Consider the following 19,232-nt stretch of genomic DNA (forward strand, 5'->3'; position numbering starts at 1 on the left):
TTAATCGGTCCGTGAAGTGGGTGACGGTAGTGATGAAGGTAACGTTGAAGAAGGTAGCGTGGTTAAAGCGCGCGAACCGCGGGATACCGTGGCAATACCGACGCCCAGGATTTCAGCGATTTTGCGATGGGGGACTCCTTCACGCAAAAGCTTAAAAATCTGTAGGCGTTTGCAGATTTCTTGGTACTCTGCGGGCGTTAACAGGCTGGCTAGTGCCTCGTCCATTGCTTCTGGCGAATCAATGGCAAGTAAATAGCGTACTAAATCAGCCTGATGGTCATCATCAAATGACATAAAGTGAGTTCACCGTATTGCCACAAAAGTAAGGAAATAAGTTGCTGTACTAGCGTACTAGTACGGTATCCTATTGCGTAATGAAGTCAAGCCCTTCGTGTTAATTTGAGGAAGCCCGATGACCGACTATTTTATTCAAGCGTTTATCTATCTCATTGCAGCGGTAATCGCTGTTCCCCTTGCCAAGCGGTTTGGACTTGGTTCGGTGCTCGGTTATTTGGTCGCTGGGGTGGTGATAGGCCCAATGCTGGGATTAGTCGGTCAGGAAACTACGACGATTCAGCACTTCGCCGAGTTTGGTGTGGTGATGATGCTGTTTTTAGTCGGTATGGAGCTCGACCCAAAAGGGCTGTGGGCCATGCGGGTAAGCTTGATAGGGATGGGTGGTTTACAGGTGCTGATAACAGCCGCTGCAGGTACCGCTGTTGCTTGGTGGCTGGGACTTGCCTGGCAAACATCCTTGGCCGTCGGTTTGATTTTCGCGCTTTCCTCAACGGCTATTGTGCTGCAAACCCTAAACGAAAAAGGACTCACGAAAACTGAAGGCGGACGCAGCGCGTTTTCGGTGCTGCTATTTCAAGACATCGCGGTGATCCTGATGTTGGCGTTGATCCCACTATTGGCGCTGCCCGAACTAATGGGAGAAGGTGGTAGTTACGCTGAACATAGCAGCCTTAGCCTTGTCGAGGATATGCCTGGATGGCTCCACGGGCTGGTGGTGGTTGGGGCTATCGGGATCGTCATTATTAGTGGGCATTACCTTGGACCGATGCTGTTTCGCTACGTGGTTTCTTCTGGCTTGAGAGAGGTGTTTACAGCTGCCGCTTTAATGCTGGTTATTGGCATTGCAGCGTTGATGGGGGTTGTCAATTTATCTCCAGCGCTTGGCGCGTTTCTAGCCGGTATCGTACTCGCTAATAGCGAATTCAAGCACGAAATTGAGGCCAACATCGAACCGTTTAAAGGGCTTTTGCTCGGACTGTTTTTTATCACGGTTGGGGCTGGCATCGACTTTCAGGTATTCGCGTCGCAGTGGCCAACCGTATTGGTATTAGTGCTTGGCGTTATTGTCGTAAAGGGCACTATCCTGTTCGGGTTAGCCATGTTGTTCCGGGTTCGTAATAGCAATGGCTGGTTGTTTACGTTAAGCCTTGCGCAGGCAGGGGAATTTGGCTTTGTGCTGTTAACTTACAGCGTGCAGAGCAACGTTATTCCTGTTGATGTGTCGCAATTACTTTCGCTGGTTGTCGCGTTTTCCATGTTTGCGACACCGCTGTTGTTTATTGCCTACGACCGCTTAGTACTGCCGCGCTACCAAACAGCTAAAAACGCTACGCGCGATGCCGATAAGATCGAAGAGCAAGCGCCAGTGATCATCGCCGGTGTCGGTCGTTTTGGACAGATTGTATGTCGCTTGTTGCGCGCCAATAACATTCCCATCGTGGCTTTGGACCTCGAAATTGAGCAAATTGAGCTCCTTCGCCATATTCGGATTAAAAGCTACTTTGGCGATGCCAGTCGTTCAGACCTTTTAGAAACTGCGGGCATTGCGAATGCGCGAGTGATGGTGGTTGCGATTGATGATCGCGATCGCGCTGTTGATATGGTGAAGCATGTTAAGCATTACCATCCCAACGTTTGGGTATTAGCGCGTGCATTTGACCGTGGCCATGGATATCAGCTTCGCGAAGCAGGGGCTGACGATATAACCAGAGAGGTTTATCACTCTGCGCTAGAGCTTGGCGGCCATACGTTGACGGCTATGGGCGTACACCCTATGCGTGCTAAGCAGATGATCGACTCGTTTGAGCAACACGAAAGTGCCCATGAAGATGAGCTGTTTGAAGCCTGGAAAGAGATTGAGGAGGGGATTAGCTTTAGCCCGCGTTACGGCGAACTGTTCATGAAACTGGAAGAAGCGCTGAGTAGGTCAATGCGCTACGGTTGGGATGAGTCAAATCAAGCTGAAGAACCCGTATGGACGCCGCCTGAACAGGCATCTGAAGAAAATCGCTAAAACGGTAGGTGCAGGGAAGCGCTTAACATATTGAGGTGGCTGAGGGTCGGGGCATCGATGCGTTCGTACTCTACGCGGCTTACCAAACGATTGATGGTCATGGTGGCGCCAAAGCCTTGCAGGAAGGCGGTGCCGCCGTCGTCGGCCAGTGGCTGATCGGTTTCGCCACGCCACTCGGTGAGGCCAGACTTAGCGTAAACGCTGAAGGCGCCCATTCGCACGCCTGCGACGATCGCTCCGCCTAAGCTGAGAGTATCCATGATGAGGGGGTCAGCACTGGAGGTGATGGGAACTTCTTCACTTTCGCGGTAGGCAATTTCAGCACCAATATCCAGCTGCGGTAATTGCCATGGGCTAAAACCTGCCGAAAAGCGGAAACCTGTAGTGTAGCTATCGAGGCTGCTTAAGTCACTGCCTTCTAGAACAACACCGTTGCGCAGGGCCATAAACTCGCTGTTCGGAGCTGCATAGGCGAGGTCGGTCTCTCCGCTGCTGGCTAAACAGCCCATCAATGGCAGCATGGAGCCAGCAAAACTACACAACAGGGTGCTTGCCAAGCGTTTCATTGGCGTTCCTCGTGTCCCTGGCTAAGGAAGTTATCTTAATCAGCCTAGCAACGGGCGCTGATTTCTACCACATTAATTGCGTTATTTGATAAGTTTTCTAGCAGATTTTTACCCATTTGCAAAAAGCGCTCGCCAAATACCCATTGGGGTGAGAGCACAGCGATGGTGTCAGTTTGCTCTTTTTGGCGCTGCCGCTGACGCCACTCAAGCGCAGTGCTGCTCCAATTTTCACTGTGCTGAAGCTGAAAGCCATTTGCCGCCAGCAAGTCCGTCAGTTCTGTCATCGAAAGCAAGTGTGAATGCTCTGGCGATGCTGCCCAGGGAACCGGGTAGCGCAATTCGGCAAAGTTTTTACCCCTAACGACTTCATGCATGACAAGCTTGCCGCCTGGGCGGAGCACTCGTCGGCTTTCGGCAATAACGCGGGCGGGGTCGGGCATGTTCATCAGGCTGTGCTGAAATAGTACGGCATTAAATGTGCGCTCTGGAAAAGGCAGTGCGCAGGCATCTCCGGTAACCCAGCTAAGCGACGGATTTGTCGGAGAAGCCGACAAGTCAGTCAGTGCCTGACTAAGTACGTTAAAGCGGTGGGTGATATCTAAACCGGTAAGTTGAAAACCTAGCGCTGCCCCTTGGCGCATTAATCCGCCTAAGCCTGAGCCTATATCAAGCACCTTTGTATGTTGTGAAGGATCAAGTAGGTTAAGCAGCTTTTTAGAGGCGGCAATACCACCGATATGTAGCTGGTCTAGCGGGGCAAGTTGGTGAAGCGTTGGGCCATCAGGGTAGTGGGTACGGATTTGGTTAAGGATAGCGTCATCGCGCAACCCTTGGTGGTAGTGCTCGGCTAGCCGCTGTTGAGTGGACATGTTGGTGTCTCAATGTCATACAAAAATCAACGCCGACCATGGGCCGGCGTTAATTAAAGGGTTATTTTTGATCCTCAAGCCCAAGCTCTTGGATAGAAATTTCGCGCATTTTAAATTTCTGAATTTTACCGGTTACCGTCATCGGGAATTCATCAACAAATTTAAAGTAGCGGGGAATCTTAAAGTGAGTGATTTTGCCTTTGCAGTACTCGCGAAGGTCTTCTCCAGTGACTTCTCCAGCGCTGCTGTTGAGCTTCACCCAAGCAATTAGCTCTTCGCCATACTTCTTATCCGGAACACCGGTAACCTGTACTTCTGAAATCGCAGGGTGGGCGTATAAAAACTCCTCGATCTCTTTAGGGTATACATTCTCACCGCCGCGAATCACCATGTCTTTAATGCGGCCAACAATCTGGATATAGCCTTCCTCGTCCATCGTGGCAAGGTCGCCTGTGTGCATCCAACCGGCTTCATCAATGGCTTCAGCCGTGGCTTTGTCATTGTTCCAGTACTTGAGCATCACGCTGTAGCCACGGGTGCATAGCTCACCAATTTCACCACGGGGCAGAATGCCGCCGTTGCCAGGATCGACGATCTTGCTTTCCAGGTGGGGTTGGGTGCGGCCAACGGTAGAAACGCGCTTATCAATGGTGTCGTTAGCGCCGGTTTGGGTGGAAACCGGGCTGGTTTCTGTCATGCCGTAGGCGATCTGTACGCCTTTCATGTTCATCTTTTCGATGACCTGCTTCATGATTTCTGCAGGACAAATAGAACCCGCCATAATGCCGGTACGCAGCGTGGAAAAATCAGTAGTGGCAAAGTCGGGGTGCTCTAGTTCGGCGATGAACATAGTGGGTACGCCGTAAAGCGCGGTGGCTTTTTGCTCGTGTACCGCTTTTAGCACTTTGCCGGGCTCGAACCCTTCATCCGGATAAATCATCGCCGCGCCATGGGTCATGCAGCCCAGGTTACCCATCACCATGCCGAAGCAGTGGTAGAGCGGTACGGGGATGACCAGGCGGTCTTCGCTGGTAAAGCCCATGCTTTCGGCAACAAAGAAGCCGTTGTTGAGGATGTTATGGTGAGAGAGCGTCGCGCCTTTCGGAAAGCCCGTGGTACCCGAGGTGTACTGAATATTGATCGGATCATCAAACTGTAGCGTAGCCTGCAAGTCATCAACATCCGTCTGGCTGATCTTGCTGGCTTCGTTAATGAAGTCTGCCCAGCGCCACATGCCACTCTGTTTGTCAGAGCCCAGATTAATGATGCACTCAAGATCAGGTAGCTTGTGCGATTTTAGCTGGCCTTCTGTGCTGCTATTTAGTTCAGGCGCGAGCTCAAACAGCATGGCGGTGTAATCAGAGCTTTTGAATTGATCGGCAGTGACTAAAAAGCGCGCACCGGATTGATTCAGCGCGTAGTCCAGCTCATGAGTACGATAAGAGGGGTTAATGTTGACTAAAATCGCGCCAATCTTGGCGGTGGCAAATTGGGTTAGGGTCCATTCGCAGCAGTTAGGTGCCCAGATGGCAACTCGGTCGCCTTTTTTAACCCCAATGGCCAGCAACGCTCGGGCGCAACGGTTAACTTCTTCCTGAAGCTGGCGGTAGCTCCAGTGAATGTTCTGATGAAGGGCGATTAGCGCGTCGTTGTCGGGATACTGTGCGGCGATTTGATCAAATTTATCGCCAATGGTCATGCCCAGCAGCGGCTTATCTGCGGTGCTGCTGGTGTAGCTAGGTAGGGTGTGTGCAGGTGATGCCATGGATGTCTCTCCGAACTGTTTTTTTTGTCTCAACGGGAAGAAAGCAGTTGGCTTCTATAGTTATTATTAGCTAACCGTGCTTTTGGCCAACGCGACTTTAGAACTGGGCTTGCGACCCAACTGCTGAGTGATCCAGACGCCCGTATCAATCACTGCCTGGAGGTCTATGCCGGTGTTAATGCCCAGCCCCTCCAACAGGTAAAGTACGTCTTCCGTGGCCACATTGCCGGATGCACCTTTGGCATAAGGGCAGCCACCAAGCCCTGCAGTCGCTGCGTCAATCACGCTCACGCCTTCTTCCATTACGGCATATAAGTTAGCTAGCGCCATGCCATAGGTATCATGGAAGTGGGCCGCTAAATGCTCGATGGGCACCTGCTGACGGGCAGCCTCAATCATCCGCTTAGCGGCTAGCGGCGTGCCGACACCGATGGTGTCACCCAGAGAGATTTCATAGCAGCCCATCTCATAAAGTACGCTGGCTACCTCGGCAACTTTTTGCGGTGAAATAGCCCCTTCATAGGGGCAGCCCAGCACGCAGGACACATAGCCACGCACCCGCACACCTGCTTCGTTGGCTCGCGCAAGCACGGGCTCAAAGCGCGTCAGCGACTCAGCAATCGAGCAGTTGATGTTTTTCTGAGAAAACGCCTCAGAGGCTGCACCAAATACCGCGACTTCCTCAACGCCAGCTGCCAGTGCGCCTTCCAGGCCTTTCAGGTTAGGCGTTAACGCCGAATAAACCACGCCGGGTTTGCGGGCAATACCGCGCATTACTTCGCTCGCATCGCCCATTTGTGGTACCCATTTTGGCGAGACAAAGCTGGCGGCCTCAATATGGCTGAGGCCAGCATTCGCGAGCCGTTCGATCAGTTCGATTTTGGTAGCAGTGGGCACCAGGGTGCCCGGTTCGTTTTGCAGGCCATCGCGGGGGGCCATTTCAAACAGTTTAATAGACGTAGGCAGTGCCATCGGTTAGCTCCTATTCGTTGGGGGCAAAGTCGAGTAGCACGTCACCTTGACTCACGGTATCGCCCGACTGGAAGTGGAACGTCTCCACGCTACCGTCGGCAGGCGCAGTCATGGTGTGCTCCATCTTCATCGCTTCCATGACCATCAACGGCATGCCTTTCTCGACCGCCGCGCCAGGCTCTACCAGCAGCGCGACAACGGTGCCATTCATGGGGGCGGTGAGGGTTGATTCGGCTTCATGGTGACCGTGGTCAATGGCATCGATGCGACGCCAGAAGAGGCGTGTTTCGCCACTAGGTTCAGCCATCACCACGATATGGCCATCGCGGCGTGCCTGTAGTCGGCGGCGGTGGCCGTTTAGCGTGACGGCTACCGCATCACCTGTCAGCGATTGTAGGCTAGCGGTCAACGTTTGATCACCGATGGTCAGATTCCACAGCGATTCGCCGCTTTCGCGCTTACCTTCAACAATCACCACCGCTGCGTCGCTGTCGACTGCCTGTGCACTTGCCGGGTCACACAGCGCAATACGAATGGTATGGGGGGCATTCAAGCGGAAGCCGTCGTGGCGATCCCACGGAGAGTCACTTTCGCACTCTTTGGCCAGTTGGTTCAGGCCGATCAGCGCGGCGCTGGCATACGCTTCAGTAGAGTAGCTGCGCGGAGCAAACAGGGTGGCTTCGTTGCGTTCGATAAAACGCGTGTCTAGCTCGACGTTTTTAAAGCCGGGGTGATTTGCCAAGCGTTGCAGGAAAGCGCGGTTCGTTACCACGCCCTGGACATCTAGCGCCGCCAAAGCGCGGTTGAGAGTGGCTAGCGCCGCATCCCGGTCAGCGCCGTGAACAATCAGTTTGGCCAGCATGGGGTCGTAGTGCATGGAAACCACATCGCCACTTTCCACGCCGCTGTCTAAACGCACCCGATCGCTATCTAAGTCGGCACCTTCTAGGTCCAAGGCGAAGCGAGTCAACAAACCGGTGGCCGGTAGGAAGTCTTGCTCCGGGTCTTCGGCATACAGGCGCGCTTCAAAGCTATGGCCGGTGATGGTGAGCTCGTCTTGTGTGCAGGGGAGCGGTTCGCCCATCGCAACGCGCAGCTGCCATTCGACCAAATCCTGGCCGGTAATCATTTCAGTAACGGGATGCTCAACCTGCAGGCGCGTGTTCATCTCCATAAAGTAGAACGAACCGTCGGCGTCGAGCAGAAACTCCACAGTACCTGCGCCCACATAGCCAATTTCTTTGGCCGCGCGAACGGCAGCGTCGCCCATCGCACTGCGCAGTTCGGGCGTCATGCCAGGAGCCGGTGCTTCTTCTATGACTTTCTGATGACGGCGCTGAACGCTGCAATCTCGTTCGAATAGGTACACGCCATTGCCGTAGCGGTCGCAGAATACCTGTACTTCGACGTGACGAGGCTGCACCAGGTATTTCTCAATCAGCATACGGTCGTCGCCGAAAGCGGCTTTGGATTCACGTCGGCAGCCATCAAGCGCTGCTTTAAATCCTTCGCCGCTTTCAACTACGCGCATGCCTTTACCACCACCACCGGCGCTGGCTTTCAACATCACTGGATAACCGATTTTGTCGGCTTCGCTGCGCAGCAGTGCATCATCCTGATCGTCACCATGATACCCAGGCACCAGCGGTACGCCCGCATTGGCCATACGCGCTTTCGCGGCAGATTTATCGCCCATCGCGGCAATCGCCGACGCAGGGGGACCAACAAAGATGATGCCCGCTTGCTCAAGGGCTTTAACAAACCCACCGTTTTCTGAAAGAAAGCCGTAGCCGGGGTGAATGGCACCAGTACCGGTGCGTTTGGCGGCATCGATAACCGCATCAACATTAAGGTAGCTTTCGCGGGCGGCGGCAGGGCCTAAGCGAACGGCTTCATCGGCCTCGCGTACATGGCGAGCCGTGGCATCGGCATCTGAATAAACGGCAACCGTTTTCAGCCCCATGCGGCGGGCGGTGCGCATTACGCGGCAGGCAATTTCACCGCGGTTGGCCACTAGTAACGTGTCGAATTTAGTAAGGTCAAGCGTCATGAGCGTGGCTCCGCAGCAGTGTTGGGTTCTTGAAGGCCAGACGGTTGCGTCCAGGCAGGGCGGCGCTTTTCAAAAAAGCTCGCTAAGCCCTCTTGACCCTCTTGGCTCACCCGCAGTTTGGAGATCACTTGGCAGGTGTGTTCTCGGGTGGCGTCGCTGTCGGGTGCCTGAGCCACGCTTGCCAGCAGTGCTTTGGTTGCTCGTTGGGCTTGGGGAGAGCCACCCAGAAGGGTGTCGAGCATGGCGTCTACGGCGCTATCCAAGGCATCGTGTTCCACCACTTGGTGAACCAAGCCGAGCGCCATCGCTGTTGGCGCATCCATCACTTCAGCAGTGAGTGCGTAACGGCGCATTTGGCGTTCGCCAAGTGCACGCTGAACATAGGGGCTAATCACCGCGGGCGATAGGCCAATTTTGACTTCCGACAGGCAGAACTTAGCTTTATCTGAAGCGACGACCAGATCGCAACAGGCGGCTAGACCCACCGCGCCACCAAAGGCCGCTCCCTGAACTCGGCAAACGGTAGGGCAAGGCAGGGTGTCTAACCCGAACATAAGCGCTGACAGTTTGCGTGAGTCCGCTAGATTGTCTTCCAAGCCGTAATCGACCATGCGCTTCATCCAGTTGAGATCAGCGCCAGCAGAAAAACTTTTACCTTCAGAGCCAAGCACCACCACCCGAACGTCACCGGCGTTGGCCAGCGCGTGCAATTCGTCTAAATGGGCGTTTAGTTCAGCGATCAGGCTGTCGTCAAAGGCGTTATGCACCTCTGGGCGGTTTAACGTCAGGCGCGCCACGCCTTCTTCGATCAGTAGCGTTGAGTAAGCCATAGTGTTCGCCCTTACATCCGGAACACGCCGAAGCGTGTCTCTTCGACGTCAGCATTCATTGCGGCGGCTAGTGAAAGCCCCAAGACGTCGCGGGTTTGAAGTGGATCAATGACGCCGTCATCCCATAGGCGGGCGCTAGCATAATAGGGGTGACCCTGGTGCTCATACTGGTCGCGGGTGGGCTGTTTAAAGGCCTCTTCTTCCTCTTTGGTCCACTCGCGGCCATCGCGCTCATACTGCTCACGTTTGACCTGAGAGAGCACGCCTGCCGCCTGCTCACCGCCCATTACCGAAATACGCGCATTGGGCCACATGAACAGCAGGTTGGGGTCATAGGCGCGACCACACATTCCGTAGTTACCTGCGCCGAAACTGCCGCCAATCAAAACGGTGAACTTGGGTACTTTGGCGCATGCGACGGCAGTCACTAGCTTCGCACCGTGCTTAGCGATGCCTTCATGCTCGTACTTAGAGCCGACCATGAAGCCAGTAATGTTTTGCAGGAACACCAGCGGAATCTTGCGCTGGGCGCAAAGCTCGATAAAGTGCGCGCCTTTTACCGCGCTCTCTGAAAACAGCACGCCGTTGTTCGCCACAATGCCAACCGGATAGCCGTGGATATGCGCAAAGCCGGTTACCAAGGTGTCGCCGTAGTAGCGCTTGAATTCGTCAAAGTCAGAGCCATCGACAATGCGACCAATCACTTCTCGAACGTCGTAAGGCTTTTTAAGGTCGGTGCCAACAATGCCGTAAAGTTCGCTGGGGTCGAGCTTGGGAGGTTGGGGCGCTTGCATGGCTAATTTGCCGCGCTTTTGCCAATTTAAACGCGACACACAAGCGCGCGCTAACTGCAGGGCGTGGGCATCATTTTCAGCGTAGTGGTCGGCTACGCCGCTGATTTTGGCGTGCACATCGGCACCGCCCAGGTCTTCAGCACTAATGTTTTCGCCGGTGGCTGCCTTTACCAGCGGTGGGCCACCCAGGAAAATCGTGCCCTGTTCTTTAACGATGATTGATTCATCCGCCATGGCAGGTACATACGCACCGCCAGCCGTGCAGGAGCCCATGACCACCGCTATTTGCGGGATGCCCTCTGCCGACATCGTGGCTTGGTTATAGAAGATGCGCCCGAAGTGATCGCGATCGGGGAACACTTCATCCTGGCGGGGCAAGAAAGCGCCGCCTGAATCGACTAAATAGATGCACGGTAAACGGTGCTTGCGGGCGATTTCTTGGGCGCGCAGGTGTTTTTTCACCGTTAGCGGGAAATAAGTGCCGCCTTTTACCGTGGCATCGTTGGCCACAATCACGCACTCAACGCCAGATACCCGGCCAATGCCCGTTACCACGCCTGCCGCAGGCACGTCGCTATCGTAAACATTATGGGCTGCCAGGGCGGAAAACTCTAAAAATGGCGAGCCTTCGTCAATTAAGTGATCGATACGATCACGCACAAATAGCTTGCCGCGGCTCTCGTGGCGTTCACGGGCCTTGGGGCCGCCGCCTTGGGCGACGGCAGCGGTTAATTCTCGTAGCTTGGAAACTTCCCCCAGCATGGATGCTGCGTTGCTTTGAAAGACGTCGCTGCGGGGATTGATCTGTGTAGAGAGTGTGCTCATGGCGCGGCCCTTACTTTGTTTCGGTGAAGAGTTCGCGGCCAATCAGCATCCGGCGAATTTCGCTGGTGCCCGCGCCAATTTCATACAGTTTGGCATCGCGCAGAAGGCGACCGGTGGGGTACTCGTTGATATAGCCGTTGCCGCCGAGCAGTTGAATGGCATCTAGGGCAACTTGGGTGGCTTTCTCTGCGCAGTAAAGAATCACGCCCGCTGCGTCTTTGCGCGAGGTCTGGCCGCGGTCGCAGGCTCCGGCAACGGCGTATAAGTAGGCGCGACAAGCGTTCAGCGTGGTGTACATATCCGCGACTTTGCCTTGCACCAACTGGAACTCGCCAATGGACTGGTTGAACTGCTTGCGCTCGTGGATATAGGGCATCACCACATCCATAGCGGCCTGCATAATGCCAATAGGACCAGCAGCCAGTACGGTGCGCTCATAATCCAAACCGCTCATGAGAACGCGAACCCCTTTACCGACCTCGCCCAGTACGTTTTCAACCGGTACTTTGCAGTCTTGGAAAACCAGTTCGCAGGTGTTAGAGCCGCGCATACCTAGCTTGTCGAGCTTCTGTGCCGTAGTGAAGCCAGGCATGCCTTTTTCAATAATGAACGCTGTAATGCCTTTAGAGCCTGCTTCCGGGTCGGTTTTGGCGTACACCACTAATACGTCGGCGTCAGGGCCGTTGGTGATCCACATTTTGTTACCGTTAAGGATGTAATGATCACCCTCTAACTTGGCTCGCAGCTGCATTGACACGACGTCAGACCCCGCACCTGGCTCTGACATTGCCAGTGCACCTACGTGGTCGCCGCTGATCAGCTTGGGCAGGTATTTCTCTTTTTGTGCAGCGCTGGCGTTGATCTTTAGCTGATTGACACACAGGTTCGAGTGCGCGCCATAGGAGAGGGCGACGGAGGCACTTGCCCGGGAAATTTCTTCCATCGCGATACAGTGGGCAAGATAGCCCATACCGCTACCGCCATCTTCTTCAGATACGGTAATCCCCAACAGCCCCATGTCGCCAAACTTCTTCCACAGATCATTTGGGAATTCGTTGTTGCGGTCGATTTCAGCGGCACGCGGGGCAATTTCGCTAGCGGCAAAGGCATTGACCTGCTCGCGCAGCATGTTCAGTTCATCGTCGAGGCCGAAATTGAGTTCTGAATAGTGTGAAAACATGGTCAATCACCTTGTCATTGTTAATGGGGGCTTTTCGTCGTTAAAGAAGGTTTTTCATTGAGTTCTTCAAGAGCCTGGCGGCAGCGAATTTCAGCGCTTTCAAGTTCCAGCTGCACCATTGTGATGTCTTTCATTTGTTGTTCTAGAGCCGATTTACGCTCGCTGATTTTGCTTAGCATTAGATGCAACTGCTTTTCGCTGCCGCTGCGGGTCTCATCCCACAGCTCAAAGAGTTCGCGAATTTCTGCTAAGGAAAAACCGAGCCGTTTACCGCGTAGCGTTAATTTCAGGCGCACGCGATCTTTGCTGCTGTAGATGCGTGTTTGGCCACGGCGAGCAGGGTGGAGTAACTCCTGATCTTCATAAAAGCGAATACTTCGAGTGGTAACGTCGAACTCGCTGGCCAGTTCACTGATCGTGTAGGTTTTGCTCATGATCATTGTTCTCGTCGATAGGGGGATGTCCCTATGGAACACTGACCATGAGGCTAAAACAAGTTTACGTTAACGTAAAGCAGTAGTTGCGCTTGTGTGATTTCCTTGATTATTGGTTAATTGGTTGAAAAATAACTATTTTAATTATTATCGTGAAGAAACGTTAAAGAAGCGTAGACCAAAGTTGTAATTGTAATACCCCTCAAGTGATTGCTAGTTTGCACCTATACCTTACGTTCAGGTAAGGGTGTGTTGCCGGCTAACGAGTTTTGCTTGATGAAGCGGTTGGTGAAACGTCAGCACCCAACACCCGGATACAAGAACACCCGAACACAAGAACAAAAAGAGGCTTACCACTCCATGCGTGAAGACGATGTTCTTAATGGGCCAGTGCTCGAGACACGAGGGCTGACCAAAGAATTCCGCGGTTTTACCGCCGTGGATGACGTTAATCTTCAGGTTCAAGAAGGGCACATTCACGCCCTGATTGGCCCCAACGGTGCTGGAAAGACCACCGTTTTTAATTTGCTAACCAAGTTTTTGCCGCCTACACGTGGAGAAATCCTTTATCGCGGTAAGCCCATTACCAGCAAGAAATCCAATGAGATCGCACAGTTGGGGCTCGTGCGTTCATTTCAAATTTCAGCGGTGTTTGCGCATATGACGGCGTTGGAGAACGTCCGGGTAGCGCTACAGCGTCAATTAGGCACATCGTTTCACTTCTGGAAATCAGAAAAGTCGCTAGATCACCTTAATGAGCGTGCGTTAGAGCTGCTTGATGAGGTTGGCCTGCGTGAGTACGCCGACACACTAACGGTCGAAATGCCTTACGGGCGTAAGCGCGCCCTGGAAGTTGCCACCACGCTGGCGCTTGACCCTAAGATGATGCTGTTGGATGAGCCGACTCAGGGGATGGGGGCAGAGGACGTTGATCGTATCGTCGAGCTGATTAAGCGTGTCTCAAAAGGGCGCACCGTCTTAATGGTGGAGCACAACTTGAGCGTGGTTAGCAGGCTTTGTGACCGTATTACGGTATTAGCCCGCGGCGCGGTGTTGGCCGAAGGTAATTATGCAGAGGTTTCCCGCAATCCATTAGTGCGCGAGGCATATATGGGCAGTGAAGCTGCTGAAGAGGAGGCCGCCGTATGAATACCGCTGAGGCCTATGAAACCAATGAACTAGCCGATTCCCAAACGCTAGAAATGCTGAGAGTGCAAGACTTGCACGCTTTCTATGGTGAATCGCACATACTTCATGGCGTGAACTTTGATGTTAAGCGTGGGGAGTTGGTTACCCTGCTGGGCCGCAACGGCGCGGGACGCAGCACTACTCTAAAATCCATCATGAATATGGTTGGGCGTCGCACCGGCTCGATTGTGATTAATGGCAACGAAACGCTGAATATGAAGGCGCACCATATTCCAAGGCTTGGTATTGGTTACTGCCCCGAAGAGCGCGGTATTTTTGCCAGCCTGGATGTGCACGAAAATTTATTGCTTCCGCCCACGGTTCGTTCTGGCGGAATGAGCCTAGATGAAATCTACGGCATGTTTCCTAACCTTTACGAGCGCCGCAGAAGCCAGGGGACGCGGCTGTCTGGCGGTGAGCAGCAGATGCTTGCTATGGCACGCATTCTACGCACCGGTGCGCGGCTTTTACTGCTCGATGAAATTACCGAAGGCTTAGCCCCCGTTATTGTGCAAAAACTTGGCGAAGTGCTTATTCAACTGAAAGAGCGCGGTATGACCATTGTTCTGGTGGAGCAGAACTTCCGTTTTGCAGCGCCGCTGGCAGATCGTCATTTTGTAATGGATCACGGCCAAATTGTTGAAGAGATTAGCGCTGAGCAGCTTCCGTCACGTCGAGACCATCTCAACACCATGCTGGGGGTATAACACCAATCTAAATCATAAACGCAGCATCAGCTTCGCAGTAGGTGCACTACAACACTAAACGCTCTGTAAGCATTTCATTCGTACGTCGTAACACAACAACAAAGGCCTCAAGGGCCAGGAGACGAACATGACCTTTATGAAAAAAACGCTGACCGCCAGCATCGCCGTTGCCGCCGCTTCTACTATGGCAGTCTCAACCGCTCACGCCGAAATTAGCGATAATGAGGTGCGCATTGGTTATTTGGCAGATATGTCAGGGACTTACCGTGACTTAGCTGGCCCAGGCGGCGAAACAGCCATGGAAATGGCGATTGCTGATTTTGGTGGCAGTGTTAACGGCTCACCCATTGTAATTTTTAGTGCTGATGATCGTAACAGTGCTGACGTCGGTGCTAACACAGTGCGTGAGTGGATCGATCAGCGCAACGTCGACATGGTGGGTGGCCTAGTGGCGTCCTCGGTGTCTATCGCAGTCACTAAAGTGCTTGAAGAAAACAATGGCCTGGGCATTGTGTCGGGTTCTGCGGCGTCAAGCATTACCAATGAACACTGCACGCCCAACCACATTCACTGGGTTTACGATACTTACCCACTGGCGAACGGTACCGCAAAAGCAGTCGTAGAGCAGGGCGGCGACAGCTGGTTCTTGTTAACCGCTGATTATGCGTTCGGCCATGCGCTGGAAGCTGATGTGACCAACGTAGTTGAAGCCAATGGCGGCGAGATTGTTGGCGGCGTGCGTCACCCGTTCCCGACAAGCGACTTCTCCTCGTACATCCTTCAGGCCCAAGGGTCTGGCGCGAAGATTGTAGGTTTGGCTAACGCTGGTGCTGACACCGTGAACGCGATCACCACGGCTAGCCAGTTCGGTCTCACGCAGAGCGGCCAGCAGCTCGCAGGCCTGCTGATCTTCCTCAACGATGTCCACGCGCTAGGTCTGGAGTCCACCCAAGGGCTGCTGCTAACCACTGGCTGGTACTGGAACATGGATGAAGAGGCGCGCGCTTGGTCAGATCGTTATTTTGAAGAAGTTGGCCGTATGCCCACTATGGTTCAGGCGGGTATCTACTCAAGCACCATGCACTACCTGAAAGCCGTAGAGGCCGCGGGAACCGACGATCCTGAAGTTGTACGCGCCCAGATGGCTGATATGCCCATTGAAGACTTCTTTGCGCGTAACGGCTCTATTCGTGAAGATGGCCGCATGATTCATGACATGTACCTTGCCCAAGTGAAAACACCGGAAGAGTCTACCGGTGAGTGGGATCTGTATGAAATCCTCAGCACTATTCCTGCCGATGAAGCCTACCGCCCGCTCTCTGATAGCCAGTGCAAACTGGTTCAAAACTAAGTCGAATAACAACCGCAAGTGACGTTAGAACTGGTTGGTGGCAACTTGCCACCAACCGCTTGACGGCGAGGAGAGTCATACAATGACGATGATATTCGGCGTGCCATTAGCCGTTTTCATGGGCCAGCTAACGCTTGGGCTTGTGAATGGAGCCTTTTACGCACTGCTTAGCTTGGGCCTGGCGGTCATCTTCGGCCTACTGAAGATCGTCAACTTTGCCCATGGGGCGCAATACATGCTGGGAGCCTTCGCCGCACTGCTAGGCTTTCGCTATTTAGGCATCAACTATTGGCTGGCGCTGTTTCTGGTGCCGCTGGTGGTGGGTGGTTTCGGCATGTTAATGGAGCGCTTTTTACTGCGTCGCATTGCCCATTTAGACCATCTTTATGGACTGCTGCTCACCTTCGGGTTAGCACTCATTTTTGAAGGCACGCTGGTAAATTTCTTTGGCGTTTCGGGTGCGCGGTACGCGACTCCGGAAGCACTGCAAGGCGGCCTGAATCTAGGCTTCATGTTCCTGCCTACCTACCGTGCCTGGGTGCTGGTAGCGGCACTGGCCATGTGTCTATTTACCTGGTTTATGATTGAGCGCACCCGGTTGGGGGCTTATCTGCGTGCTGGTACTGAAAACTCCCAACTGATGCAAGCGTTTGGGGTAAACGTGCCGCTATTGATTACGCTTACTTATGGCTTTGGCGTAGCGCTAGCCGCTTTTGCGGGTGTGTTGGCAGCGCCGCTATATCCTGTATCACCGACCATGGGGTCAAGCTTGCTGATTGTCGTGTTCGCGGTGGTCGTCATTGGTGGAATGGGATCTATTCTGGGTGCGATTCTTACTGGCCTGGGTATGGGGATCATCGAAGGCTTAACCAAAGTGTATTACCCCGAAGCCTCCAATACCGTGATCTTCCTGGTGATGATATTGGTGCTCATGTTACGCCCCGCTGGGCTGTTCGGTAAGGAGGCATAACCATGGCAGACTCTCAAACACTCAATGCGCCATCAGCCGTACAAGAACGGCAGAGGCGGGCCAAAATGCGCCGTAACATGTTTTATATAGCGCTCTTGGCCATCGGGTTAGTCGCTCCTTTTTTGGCCTATCCCGTTTTTCTAATGAAAATTCTTTGCTTCGCGCTTTTTGCCTGCGCATTTAATTTGTTGCTGGGCTATGCGGGGTTGCTCTCGTTCGGGCACGCGGCCTTTTTAGCCACCGGTGGTTATGTTACCGGCTACTTGTTGGCAAGCTATCCAGGGCTAACGCCAGAGATGGGGATTATTGCAGGCACCTTTATGGCAACCCTGTTAGGGCTGCTGTTCGGGGTGCTTTCGATCCGGCGTCAGGGCATTTACTTTGCCATGGTGACGTTGGCGCTTGCTCAGCTGATGTTTTTCGTCTTTGTTCAGTCATCGTTTACCGGTGGTGAGGATGGTCTGCACGGCGTGCCACGCGGTGACTTGTTTGGTGTGATCAGTCTAAGCAGCAACTTAGCGATGTATTACTTCGTTTTTGCCATCTTCATATTTGGTTTTGCGCTGATCCAACGCACCGTGCATTCCCCCTTTGGGCAGGTGCTTAAAGCGATTCGTGAAAATGAGCCGCGTGCTATTTCGCTGGGCTACAACGTTGATGCTTATAAGCTGCTGGCGTTTGTACTTTCTGCGGCGCTGGCCGGGTTGGCAGGGTCTACCAAAACCGTCGTGTTTCAGCTGGCGTCGCTAACCGATGCACACTGGCACATGTCAGGTGAAGTTATCCTAATGACGCTGCTGGGTGGGGTAGGCACACTGCTTGGCCCCCTTATGGGCGCGGGCATTGTGGTTAGTCTGCAGCACATTTTGGCACAGTCGCCGTTGGGTAACTGGGTAAGCGTCATTCTGGGGATTATCTTTGTTGTCTGCGTACTTAGCTTCCGCAGCGGCATTGTGGGTGAACTCACCAAAATGTATCGCAAAAACTTCAAATAAACGGTTCTGTCCGATGATTGGGTGCCCTAGGGCACCCTTTTTTCTGCCCAAATCACGCCTCTACGCCAAAGGTAGTGAGCTAAGCCGGTTGCACCAGTCAGAGTAAGAATATAAGTTAACGTAAACGTCAACGTTGCCTGTAAAGATAATTGCCAGTAAAGACAATTGCTAATAACGCCAACGGCTAATAAAGATAATAGCAAACGCCAAGCTGCCCAGCCTGCTCACAGGCTGTTCAGCGACGCATGCTGCGGAGATTCGCCATGAATTTTGAGTTAAGTGAAGACCAGGTCGCCTTTGCCGATATGGCCCGGGCATTCGCCCAGAACGAGTTAGAACCCAACGCTGCGCAGTGGGATGCCGAAGCCTTCTTTCCTGTCGATGTTATCCGCAAAGCGGGGGAGTTAGGTTTTTGTTCACTTTACGCGCCAGAGCGCGTTGGGGGGCTGGGTCTTTCCCGCCTGGATGCCAGCATTATTTTTGAACAGCTTTCGATGGGCTGCACCTCAACCACCGCTTATCTCACCATTCATAACATGGTGACGTGGATGCTGGCTGACTTCGGCACCTCCGAAGCAGTGGAACAGTGGGGCGAAAAGCTCGCCACCGGCGAGTTGCTGGGTTCTTACTGCTTAACTGAACCCAATGCAGGCTCTGATGCGGCCTCGCTTAAAACCACCGCCAAGCGTGATGGCGATGACTACGTACTCAACGGTAGCAAGATGTTTATCTCTGGCGCCGGCAGCACCGACTTTTTGGTGGTGATGGCGCGTACCGGCGGTGAAGGCCCCAGCGGCGTTTCTGCCTTTGCGGTTGATGCGAAAGCAAGCGGCATTAGTTACGGCCGTAAAGAAGACAAAATGGGTTGGAACAGTCAGCCAACCCGCATGATTACCTTTGAAGATGTGCGCGTTCCCGCCAACCACCTGTTAGGCAACGAAGGTGACGGCTTTAAAATTGCCATGAAAGGCTTGGATGGCGGTCGTATCAACATCGCCACCTGCTCAATCGGCACCGCCCAGCAGGCGATCAACAAAGCCCGTGAATATATGCTGGAGCGTAAGCAGTTTGGCAAGCGTTTGGCAGACTTCCAGGCGCTTCAGTTCCGTATGGCGGATATGGTTACTGAGCTTGTCGCGGCTCGCCAGCTAGTGCGTATGGCAGCCACAAAATTGGATGCTGGCCACCCCGATGCCACTACCTATTGCGCCATGGCTAAGCGCTTTGCGACTGATGTCGGCTTCAAGGTGTGTGATGAGGCGCTTCAGCTCTATGGTGGCAACGGCTACATTAAAGAGTATCCGATGGAGCGCTATGTGCGTGATTCTCGTGTACACCGTATTTTGGAAGGAACTAACGAAATCATGCGGCTGATTATTTCCCGTCGCGTGCTCTCTGATGGTGCCTCTGAGCTGTAGCCAACCA

General features: G+C 53.5%; 17 protein-coding genes. 7 read left to right on the top strand and 10 right to left on the bottom strand.

Annotated features, from left to right (window positions below; translation table 11 throughout):
- Positions 1-294, bottom strand: a complete 294-nt coding sequence (locus CEK60_RS03635) for a Trp family transcriptional regulator (protein WP_038485152.1) — start codon at positions 292-294, stop codon at positions 1-3.
- Positions 295-412: 118 nt separating this feature from the next.
- Here CEK60_RS03635 and CEK60_RS03640 point away from each other — a divergent pair, with 118 nt between their 5' ends.
- Positions 413-2,311, top strand: a complete 1,899-nt coding sequence (locus CEK60_RS03640) for a monovalent cation:proton antiporter-2 (CPA2) family protein (protein WP_089037868.1) — start codon at positions 413-415, stop codon at positions 2,309-2,311.
- Here CEK60_RS03640 and CEK60_RS03645 read toward each other — a convergent pair.
- The 9 genes from CEK60_RS03645 to CEK60_RS03685 form a co-directional block, all read right to left on the bottom strand.
- A complete protein-coding gene (locus CEK60_RS03645; RefSeq protein WP_089037869.1) occupies positions 2,308-2,877 on the bottom strand; it encodes a hypothetical protein in 570 nt (189 codons plus the stop codon). The genes CEK60_RS03640 and CEK60_RS03645 overlap by 4 nt on opposite strands.
- A 44-nt stretch (positions 2,878-2,921) precedes the next feature.
- Entirely contained in the window at positions 2,922-3,746 is an 825-nt protein-coding gene (locus tag CEK60_RS03650) for a class I SAM-dependent methyltransferase (protein ID WP_089037870.1), read from the bottom strand.
- 61 nt (positions 3,747-3,807) lie between these two features.
- Positions 3,808-5,511 carry an AMP-binding protein gene (locus CEK60_RS03655; RefSeq protein ID WP_089037871.1) on the bottom strand — a complete coding sequence of 568 codons (1,704 nt, stop codon included), beginning with the start codon at positions 5,509-5,511 and terminating at the stop codon, positions 3,808-3,810.
- A 66-nt stretch (positions 5,512-5,577) separates the two neighbouring features.
- On the bottom strand, positions 5,578-6,483 hold the full coding sequence (locus CEK60_RS03660; RefSeq protein ID WP_089037872.1) for a hydroxymethylglutaryl-CoA lyase: 906 nt from the start codon (positions 6,481-6,483) through the stop codon (positions 5,578-5,580).
- A 10-nt stretch (positions 6,484-6,493) separates the two neighbouring features.
- Positions 6,494-8,533: an acetyl/propionyl/methylcrotonyl-CoA carboxylase subunit alpha gene (locus CEK60_RS03665; RefSeq protein ID WP_089037873.1), complete on the bottom strand. Its 2,040-nt coding sequence runs from the start codon at positions 8,531-8,533 to the stop codon at positions 6,494-6,496.
- Complete coding sequence (locus CEK60_RS03670; RefSeq protein WP_089037874.1) at positions 8,530-9,363, bottom strand: enoyl-CoA hydratase/isomerase family protein; 834 nt, start codon at positions 9,361-9,363, stop codon at positions 8,530-8,532. The genes CEK60_RS03665 and CEK60_RS03670 overlap by 4 nt, the downstream gene beginning before the upstream one ends.
- A gap of 11 nt (positions 9,364-9,374) precedes the next feature.
- Complete coding sequence (locus CEK60_RS03675; RefSeq protein ID WP_089037875.1) at positions 9,375-10,982, bottom strand: carboxyl transferase domain-containing protein; 1,608 nt, start codon at positions 10,980-10,982, stop codon at positions 9,375-9,377.
- 10 nt (positions 10,983-10,992) lie between these two features.
- Entirely contained in the window at positions 10,993-12,162 is a 1,170-nt protein-coding gene (locus CEK60_RS03680) for an isovaleryl-CoA dehydrogenase (protein WP_089037876.1), read from the bottom strand.
- Between the two features lie 20 nt (positions 12,163-12,182).
- On the bottom strand, positions 12,183-12,596 hold the full coding sequence (locus CEK60_RS03685) for a MerR family transcriptional regulator (RefSeq protein ID WP_089040839.1): 414 nt from the start codon (positions 12,594-12,596) through the stop codon (positions 12,183-12,185).
- Positions 12,597-12,956: 360 nt separating this feature from the next.
- Between CEK60_RS03685 and CEK60_RS03690 the strand changes: the two genes are divergently transcribed.
- From CEK60_RS03690 to CEK60_RS03715, 6 genes are all read left to right on the top strand, one after another.
- The gene (locus tag CEK60_RS03690) at positions 12,957-13,745 is read left to right on the top strand and encodes an ABC transporter ATP-binding protein (protein WP_089037877.1); all 789 of its coding nucleotides are present in this window, start codon (positions 12,957-12,959) and stop codon (positions 13,743-13,745) included.
- Positions 13,742-14,491, top strand: a complete 750-nt coding sequence (locus CEK60_RS03695; protein WP_038485120.1) for an ABC transporter ATP-binding protein — start codon at positions 13,742-13,744, stop codon at positions 14,489-14,491. Before CEK60_RS03690 ends, CEK60_RS03695 begins: the two co-directional genes overlap by 4 nt.
- Positions 14,492-14,618: 127 nt before the next feature.
- Complete coding sequence (locus tag CEK60_RS03700) at positions 14,619-15,842, top strand: ABC transporter substrate-binding protein (RefSeq protein ID WP_089037878.1); 1,224 nt, start codon at positions 14,619-14,621, stop codon at positions 15,840-15,842.
- Positions 15,843-15,924: 82 nt separating this feature from the next.
- Positions 15,925-16,812, top strand: coding sequence for a branched-chain amino acid ABC transporter permease (locus CEK60_RS03705; RefSeq protein ID WP_038485114.1), 888 nt, complete (start codon positions 15,925-15,927; stop codon positions 16,810-16,812).
- 2 nt (positions 16,813-16,814) lie between these two features.
- Complete coding sequence (locus tag CEK60_RS03710; RefSeq protein WP_089037879.1) at positions 16,815-17,807, top strand: branched-chain amino acid ABC transporter permease; 993 nt, start codon at positions 16,815-16,817, stop codon at positions 17,805-17,807.
- Positions 17,808-18,070: 263 nt separating this feature from the next.
- Positions 18,071-19,225 carry an acyl-CoA dehydrogenase family protein gene (locus CEK60_RS03715; RefSeq protein ID WP_089037880.1) on the top strand — a complete coding sequence of 385 codons (1,155 nt, stop codon included), beginning with the start codon at positions 18,071-18,073 and terminating at the stop codon, positions 19,223-19,225.
- Positions 19,226-19,232: the final 7 nt, after the last annotated feature.

This window comes from Halomonas sp. N3-2A (assembly GCF_002216165.1).
Classification (GTDB): Bacteria; Pseudomonadota; Gammaproteobacteria; order Pseudomonadales; family Halomonadaceae; genus Vreelandella.